This window comes from Halomonas sp. 707D4, assembly GCF_024158685.1.
Classification (GTDB): domain Bacteria; phylum Pseudomonadota; class Gammaproteobacteria; order Pseudomonadales; family Halomonadaceae; genus Vreelandella.
Genome location: NZ_JAMZBD010000136.1, coordinates 1 through 7,162, shown reverse-complemented (window position 1 = coordinate 7,162; position 7,162 = coordinate 1). Strand labels below are relative to the sequence as shown.

8 protein-coding genes and 1 pseudogene are annotated in these 7,162 nt (G+C 65.7%); 3 read left to right on the top strand and 6 right to left on the bottom strand.

The window, feature by feature from the left end; genetic code table 11:
* On the bottom strand, nt 1-1,083 hold a 1,083-nt coding region (gene dbpA, locus BIS11_RS07795; RefSeq protein WP_253585890.1), incomplete at its 3' end, for an ATP-dependent RNA helicase DbpA.
* 71 nt (nt 1,084-1,154) lie between these two features.
* Entirely contained in the window at nt 1,155-1,625 is a 471-nt protein-coding gene (gene ybaK / locus BIS11_RS07790) for a Cys-tRNA(Pro) deacylase (protein ID WP_253424878.1), read from the bottom strand.
* Between the two features lie 132 nt (nt 1,626-1,757).
* On the opposite strand from ybaK, the gene BIS11_RS07785 reads away from it, so the two are divergent.
* Nucleotides 1,758-1,943 carry a DUF3008 family protein gene (locus BIS11_RS07785; protein ID WP_253424875.1) on the top strand — a complete coding sequence of 62 codons (186 nt, stop codon included), beginning with the start codon at nt 1,758-1,760 and terminating at the stop codon, nt 1,941-1,943.
* A 73-nt stretch (nt 1,944-2,016) separates the two neighbouring features.
* On the opposite strand, the gene BIS11_RS07780 is transcribed toward BIS11_RS07785, so the two are convergent.
* Together BIS11_RS07780 and BIS11_RS07775 are read right to left on the bottom strand one after the other, a co-directional pair.
* The gene (locus BIS11_RS07780) at nt 2,017-2,286 is read right to left on the bottom strand and encodes a hypothetical protein (RefSeq protein WP_253424872.1); all 270 of its coding nucleotides are present in this window, start codon (nt 2,284-2,286) and stop codon (nt 2,017-2,019) included.
* Between the two features lie 86 nt (nt 2,287-2,372).
* Nucleotides 2,373-3,236 (bottom strand): cation diffusion facilitator family transporter, encoded by an 864-nt coding sequence (locus tag BIS11_RS07775; protein ID WP_253424869.1) that lies wholly within the window; start codon nt 3,234-3,236, stop codon nt 2,373-2,375.
* 108 nt (nt 3,237-3,344) lie between these two features.
* Here BIS11_RS07775 and BIS11_RS07770 point away from each other — a divergent pair, with 108 nt between their 5' ends.
* Nucleotides 3,345-4,214 (top strand): LysR family transcriptional regulator, encoded by an 870-nt coding sequence (locus tag BIS11_RS07770; protein ID WP_253585889.1) that lies wholly within the window; start codon nt 3,345-3,347, stop codon nt 4,212-4,214.
* Nucleotides 4,215-4,448: 234 nt separating this feature from the next.
* Nucleotides 4,449-5,858, top strand: a complete 1,410-nt coding sequence (locus BIS11_RS07765; RefSeq protein ID WP_253585888.1) for a PhoH family protein — start codon at nt 4,449-4,451, stop codon at nt 5,856-5,858.
* A 35-nt stretch (nt 5,859-5,893) separates the two neighbouring features.
* Here the strand turns inward: BIS11_RS07765 and BIS11_RS07760 are convergent, their stop codons facing one another.
* Together BIS11_RS07760 and BIS11_RS07755 are read right to left on the bottom strand one after the other, a co-directional pair.
* Entirely contained in the window at nt 5,894-6,913 is a 1,020-nt protein-coding gene (locus BIS11_RS07760) for a YihY/virulence factor BrkB family protein (RefSeq protein ID WP_253585887.1), read from the bottom strand.
* Nucleotides 6,910-7,162, bottom strand: a pseudogene (locus BIS11_RS07755) (hypothetical protein); the annotation flags it as partial. The gene BIS11_RS07760 and the pseudogene BIS11_RS07755, both read right to left, overlap by 4 nt.

The following is a 7,162-nucleotide window of genomic DNA, read 5'->3' as shown; positions in this document are numbered from 1 at the left end:
CTCCAGGCGGTAGTGCTCCTCCGGAGCGACCAGCGTGGCGGCGATGCCGCGCTCGCCAGCCCGGCCGGTACGCCCCACGCGGTGGACGTGCACGTCCAGCTCGCGGGCGATCTGGTAGTTGAACACGGCGTCGAGCCGCTCGATGTCGAGCCCGCGGGCGGCCACGTCGGTGGCCACCAGGATCGACACGCTGCGGTTGGCGAACAGCACCAGCAGCCGGTCGCGATCCTTCTGCTCCAGATCGCCGTGCAGCGCCACGGCGCTGAAGCCGGCGTCAGCGAGCTGGTCCGCCACCTGGTCGGTCTCGCGCTTGGTGTTGCAGAACACCACGCTGGTGGCGGGCCGGTAGTGCAGCAGCAGGTCCACCAGCGCTTTGCTGCGGCTCTTGTCGGCGGGCACGTCGTAGAAGTGCTGCTCGATGGTGCGCGCGTCGTGCTCCTCCTCGACGATGACGCTTGCGTACTCCCTGAGCACGCCCCGGGTCATCGCCGCGAGTTCGCCCTCGCCCTGCTCGTCGGGGAAGGTAGCGCTGAACAGCAGCGTCTGGCGCGCCGCTGGCGTGGCCTGGATGATCGCTTCGATGGCCGGGCGAAAGCCCATGTCGAGCATGCGGTCGGCCTCGTCCAGCACCAGGGTGGTCAGCCCGGCAAGCGACAGCGACCCCTTGCGAAGGTGCTCGTCGATACGCCCTGGCGTGCCCACCACGATGTGCGCGCCGTGCTCGAGCGAGGCGAGCTGGGGGCCGAAGGGCGCGCCGCCGCACAGGGTGAGCACCTTCACGTTGGCAAGCGTGCGGGCGAGCCGGCGCAGCGCCTCGGCGACCTGGTCGGCCAGCTCCCGGGTGGGGCACAGCACCAGCGCCTGCACGCTTGTGCTGGAGAGCGAAAGCTTAGCCAGCAGCGCCAGGCCGAAGGCCGCCGTCTTGCCGGAGCCGGTTCTGGCCTGAGCCAGCACGTCGCGTCCGTCGAGCATCAAGGGCAGGCTCTGGGCCTGCACCGGGGTCATCGCGTGATAGCCAAGCGAGGCCAGGTTGTCGATGAGGGCGGGAGGCAGTGCCAGAGAGGCGAAAGAGGTGTCGGCCACGAAAATATCCTGAACGGGACGAAAGGGAGCACCATACCAGAAAGCGCCGGGGGTTGCCTTGTCGGCGCCGCTCAGGGGGCGGTGAGCGGCGCGAAGCGCGCCTGGCAGAGCGTGGCCAGCGCCTCGGGGGCCAGGGCGATCTCGAGCCCGCGTCGCCCGGCGCTGACGTAGAGCGTGGCGAAGCCGCGCGCCGAGTCGTCGATGAAGCTCGCCAGGCGCTTTTTCTGGCCCAGCGGGCTGACGCCGCCCAGCACGTAGCCGGTGGCGCGCTCGACCGCCGCGGGACTCGCCATGGCCGCCTTCTTGGCGCCGGCAGCCTTGGCGACCTGCTTGAGCCCGAGCTGGTGGGTCACCGGTACCATGGCCACCGCCAGGGTCTTTCCATCGAGCTCGACCACCAGGGTCTTGAACACTTGCGCCGGGTCGAGCCCGAGCTTCTCGGCGGCCTCGAGCCCGTAGGAGGCCGCGCTGCTGTCGTGGGTGTATTCCAGGAGCTCGAAGTTGATGTTTGCCTTTCTGGCGGTGTTGATCGCGGGCGTCATGGCGCTCTCTTCTTGTCGCAGCGTGGGTGATGGCGTGGGCGCCCTGCCCGTCTGGCAGGCCTTGGCGGGGCTGCTAGACTTTAGCAAAGCGCGCGATGAAAGATAAACGCACTCATCCAGAAGGAGACCGACATGCCAGCAAAATCGAAAGCCCAGCAGAAGGCCGCAGGCGCGGCACTCTCCGCCAAGCGCGGCGAGACCAAGGTGAGCGAGCTCGTCGGCGCCTCGAAAGAGATGTACGACTCGATGAGCGAGCAGGAGCTCGAGGATTTCGCCAGCACCGAGCGCAAGGGCAAGCCTGAGAAGAAAGGGGATTGACGCACGGCTCACGCATGCAAAACGACGCCGGGGATCTCCCCGGCGTCGTTTTGGGTGTGGGCCTTGCGCGGTGTTACTTGCAGGGCATCACTTTACGCAGCGTGTCCTTGGCCCACAGGGTCTGGCCGTCCGGCGTGCGGCCATGTTCGTTCCAGCGCTCGGAGGTTTCCAGGCAGTAGGAGCCCATGTCCTCGGTGCGCGGGTCGGCATTGGCAGGACGCTCGCCGCCGACGCGCAGCACGTCCGGGTTGCTTGAGGTGTAGCGCGGGGCGACGGTGGTGCTTGCGCAGCCCGCCACGAGAACCGTGGCGAGCAGCATGGGCAAACAGCGGCTGAACAGCATGTTTTGAAACCCTCGAAAAAGTCCGATCCGATTGTCGGCAGGGCTAGATACCATCGCCTGGCAAAGGCGTCAATCGTTTTCGCCGCTCAGGTGACCAGAGTGATGCTGGTCACCGGGCGCAGCTGGCGGCGCTTGCAGTGGCGCGTCACGCTCTCGACGATCGCTTCGGCATCGTCGATGCGGGCCTTGTCGAGCTGAATGTCGACCATCAGGAAATTGCCTACCCGCGCCAGGCGCAGATCCTCGTTCTGAACGTCGAAATCCGCCACCTGGCCGACCAGCTCGCGGCGTACGCCGCCGCCGGGTTCGCCGAACATCAGTTCCCTGAGCGCGCCGCGGATCATCGTGACCGGCATGGGCAGGAAATAGGCGACGATCACCAGCACCATGGCGGGGTCAGCGAAGCGCGCGTAGGCCGCAAGCGGCGTGAAGGTGAGCGCGTAGGTGAGCAAAAAGCCGAGCAGCACCGCGGTACTCAACCAGGTATCCATCTTCCACTGCTTGAGCTCGGCGGCGATCAGCGACGAGTGCGAGCCGCGCGCGTAGCGCGCCAGTCGCCACCAGGTAGCCAGGCACCCCGCCACGTTGATCGCACCGAACACCAGCGCCATGTCGAGGGCCACCAGGCGCCCGCCGTGGGCGAGGCTCCACAGCGCCGAAACCAGCGAAAACAGGCATACCAGCGCGATCACCACGCCCTTGACCAGCACTGCCAGCGGCTCGACAGTCAGCCGCCCGAAGGGGTAGTGCTCGTCGGCGGGCTTCTGGGCATGGGTCAGCGCCCAGAGCGACAGGGAGGCAAGCACCAGGCTCAACAGCGAGTAGCCGCTGTCGAACAAGATGGTGATGGAGCCCGAAGAGAGGCCGATGACAAGACCGGCAACAGCGAAGAAAGAGGCGGAGAGCGCCGAAAACCTGAGCGCACGGCGCTCGACAACCGGGGATGACACGGGGAATACTTCCTGAAAGGGGTTGAAAACTGCGCCATACTAACGGCGCCGACACCCTTATACCAATCGCTCAGCGCCAGTTAATTTGGCGCTAAAGAATAAAAGCTTATGCGTATCGAACAGATCCAGGCCTTCATCGATGTCACCGAACAGCGCTCCTTCGCCGCCGCCGCCCGCCTTACCGGCGTGAAGCGCAGCACCCTGAGCGCCATGATCGGTGCCTTGGAGGATCACCTGGGCGTGGCGCTTTTCGAGCGCACCGGCAACAGCCTGAGCCTGACCGCCACCGGCGAGAGCATCCTGCCGGACTGCCAGCGCCTGCTCACCAGCGCCGCGCGCATCAACCGGTACTGCCAGCAGCACAACAAGGGCGTGGAGAGCCAGCTCTGCATCGCCCGGGACGACGCGTTGCCGGAAGCCTTCTGGCAAAACGTGATGCACGAGATCAAGACGCGCTTTCCACTGACCGCGATCTCGGTCTACCTGGCCCCGCCCCAGGCGCACCACGGGCTGATCCTGCGCCAGACGGTGGATATCGCCTTTGGCCTTTATACCGCCGAGCGCGCACTCGACCAGGCCATTGCGCTGGCGCCCATCGGCATGCGCCTGATCGCCGCGCCTCACCACCCGCTGAGCCGGCTGCCCCTCGTGCGCCAGGCGGATCTCGCCCAGTACACCCAGGTCTGCCTGAGCCATCTTGAAGAGGATCGGCTGGTGAGCGAGGCGCTCTTCTCGGCCAATTTCCTGGGGCTCACCATGTTCGAGCTGATTCGCGATGCGGCGATCCAGGGCACCGGCTGGGCGCTGCTGCCCGCGCCGCTGGTGAGCGAGGCGCTGGCCGAGCGCTCGCTGTGCCGGCTACCCCACGAGCTGGCGCTGGAAAGCTACCACTACCGCTACCTGGAAGGCGACAACCTGGGGCTGGTCGCCAGCGTGCTGCTCGACAAGGTGAGCCACTATCTCGCCACCAAGGACTAAGCTCGCCACCAAGGGCTGATGGCCCTGCCCCCTCGGGGTCTTTCTGCCTGCGTCGATCTTTCTGCCTGCGTTGAAACGCCTGACTGGAAAAAAGCGCCGCCACCTTCCACGCTAAGAAAAAGGCCGCAGAAGGAGAGCCAAGGACACGCTAGAGTAAGCGCCGGCAGTGTCATCTCCGTGTCAAGGAGCCCTGCCAGTGTCGATGTTGCCGTCAACCCAGGAGCGACTTCCACGATGGTCAAACTCGATAAGAAAGCCACCCGGCTTTACGTTCTAGACACCAATGTCCTGATCCACGACCCCGCCGCCCTCTATCATTTCGAAGAGCACGATGTGGTCATCCCCATGACCGTTCTCGAGGAGCTCGACAAGCACAAGAACGGCATTCGCGAAATCGCCCGGACCGCGCGCCAGGTCAGTCGCACGCTTTCCGATCTCACCAGCCAGGTCACCTTCGAGGAAGTCCAGGACGGCATTCCCATTCCCCGCTTGAGCGGCGACAGCGGACGGCTGCATTTTCTGTGCTACAACGATCTGAAACTGCTCGACGAGGTCAGCGACTCGCCGGATAACCGGATACTGGCCGAGACCTGCCGGCTGCGCGACGAGCGCCCGGATGCCTCGGTGATCCTGATCACCAAGGACATCAACCTGCGCATCAAGGCCGCGGCGCTGCGGGTGCCGGTGGAGGACTACCTCACCGACCGCGCCTTCGAGGACAGCGACGCCATGATCGAAGGCGCCAGCGTCGTCGAGCACTCGGGGCTCGAAGGCGCGTCGCTCTGGGAGTCGCTCAACGTCGAGGTCAACGTCGAGCGTCAGAACCACCACACCTTCTACCACCTGAGCGGCGACATGCCGGCGGACTGGCACGTCGGCATGCTGGTCTCCGACAGCGAAAACGGTGCGGAATTCGAGGCCATCGTGCGCGAGCTCGGCCCCAAGAGCGCCACGCTCCAGCTTTTGATCAACTATCGTCACCACGCCGGCGTATGGGGGGTTCACGCCCACGACAGCCGCCAGAACTTCACCCTGAACCTGCTGATGGACCCGGAGATCGACTTGGTCACCGTGGCCGGCAACGCCGGTACCGGCAAGACCTACATGACGCTGGCCGCTGCCTTCCAGCAGACCCTGGACACCAAGCGCTTCGAGCGCATCGTCTTTACCCGCGCGCCGATCCCCATGGGTGAGGACATCGGCTTTCTACCCGGCACCGAGGAGGAGAAGATGTCGCCCTGGATGGGGGCGTTCCACGACAACATGGACAACCTGCTGCGCAACGACGACGGCGAGTCGAGCTGGGACAACGGTGCCACCCGTCAGTTGATCGGCTCGCGGGTGCAGATCCGCTCGCCGGGCTTCATGCGCGGGCGCACCCTGAACGACACCTTCCTGATCATCGACGAGGCGCAGAACTTCACTCCCAAGCAGCTGAAATCACTGGTCACCCGCGCCGGGCGCAATACCAAGATCGTCTGCCTGGGCAACGTCGGCCAGATCGACACGCCCTACCTCACCGCCAACACCTGCGGCATGGCCGCCGTGGTCGAGCGCTTTCGCGACTGGCCCCACGCCGGGCACATCACCCTGAAGAGCGTCGAGCGCTCGCGCCTGGCGCTCGCCGCCGAAGAGCTGTTGTAAACCCGCCTCACGCGCCGCCGACAGGCGGCGCGGTTTCACTCGTCGTCACGCTTGTCGTCATCGTTGCGCTTGTCACCATCGCCGCCGAGAGGGTTGGTCACGCCCACCGTGTCGGCAGCGAAAGCTTCGCGATGACCAAGCGGGCGCGGGCGTCCGACGGTGGTGTCGCTCAACGTCTGGCGTTCCAGTTCGCAGTTGAGTTCGGCCCCGAACAGCACGATGAACGCCGAGAGCCAGAACCAGATCATCAGTGCCACCACGGCGCCGAGGGAGCCGTAGAGGTCGCTGAAGGCAGTGAAGTAGCGAACGTAGAGCGAAAGAACGGCGGAGCCCAGAAGCCAGGTCACGGTGGCGAACAGCGTGCCGTAGTTGATCCACACCCAGCGCGGTTTGCGCCGGTAGGGGGCGAAGCGGTAGAGCAGCGAGATCAGAAAGCTCATCATGATCAGCAGCGCCGGCCAGCGCAGCCACTTGATGATCTGGTCCACCGGCGGCTCGATGGTGAGCATGTCCACCACCATGGGAATCAGCGCGATGAACCCCAGCGACACCAGGGTCATCACGATCAGCCCCAGGGTCAACGCCGTCAGAAGCACCGTGCGATGCAGAAACGGACGCTTCTCGCTCTCTCCGTAGACCACGTTGAGCCCGACCACCAGCACCGCCACGCCCTTTGAAGCGACGAACATGGCGATGGCAAGCCCGATCATGGCGGCCATGAAGTTGCCCGCCTCGGTGTTCTCGATCACCTGGTCCGCCTGCTGGTCGATCAGGTTCGCCGCATCGCCGGGGATGAAACGACCGATCTCGTAGAGCTGTTGGCCCGCCTCCACCGGGTCGAACAGAAGCCCCCACAGAGAGATCACTGCGGCGATGGTCGGAAACAGCGCCAGCAGCGCGTAGAAGGCAACGCCGGCGGCCAGCATGGTCAACCGGTTGCGCCGGGCCGCGCGGATCACCCGCCAGCCGACGTCGAGCAAGCCGAGCTTGGGAATCTCTTCCGGGGTACGGGCGCGCCGTCCCCGGGACGTGGTCTTGCGGTGCGACGGGCTCATCCCATCCCCTCCCAGATCAGTAACAGTGCCAACAAGACGGCGAAGGCCATCATCAAGCCGCTGCCGTGACGGCGCAGCCACGTTTCACCCTCGAGCGCCTGGGTCAGGCGCGCCATGGCCCAGGCCTCGAGCGCCAGCGAGCGCTCGACGCTTGCTCGCTTCGCTCGCCGGGCTTTTTCGGACACGCCTGCGCACAGCGCCACGACGCCCAACGCCGGCCTGCGATAGAGCCACCAGAGATCCCCCGCC

Excerpts from the sequence above, each read along its gene's own strand:
- BIS11_RS07770 (WP_253585889.1), top strand. The coding sequence starts at position 3,345 with ATGCGTATCGAACAGATCCAGGCCTTCATCGATGTCACCGAACAGCGC.
- ybaK (WP_253424878.1), bottom strand. The coding sequence starts at position 1,625 with ATGACGCCCGCGATCAACACCGCCAGAAAGGCAAACATCAACTTCGAG.
- BIS11_RS07780 (WP_253424872.1), bottom strand. The coding sequence starts at position 2,286 with ATGCTGTTCAGCCGCTGTTTGCCCATGCTGCTCGCCACGGTTCTCGTG.
- BIS11_RS07765 (WP_253585888.1), top strand. The coding sequence starts at position 4,449 with ATGGTCAAACTCGATAAGAAAGCCACCCGGCTTTACGTTCTAGACACC.
- BIS11_RS07785 (WP_253424875.1), top strand. The coding sequence starts at position 1,758 with ATGCCAGCAAAATCGAAAGCCCAGCAGAAGGCCGCAGGCGCGGCACTC.
- BIS11_RS07760 (WP_253585887.1), bottom strand. The coding sequence starts at position 6,913 with ATGAGCCCGTCGCACCGCAAGACCACGTCCCGGGGACGGCGCGCCCGT.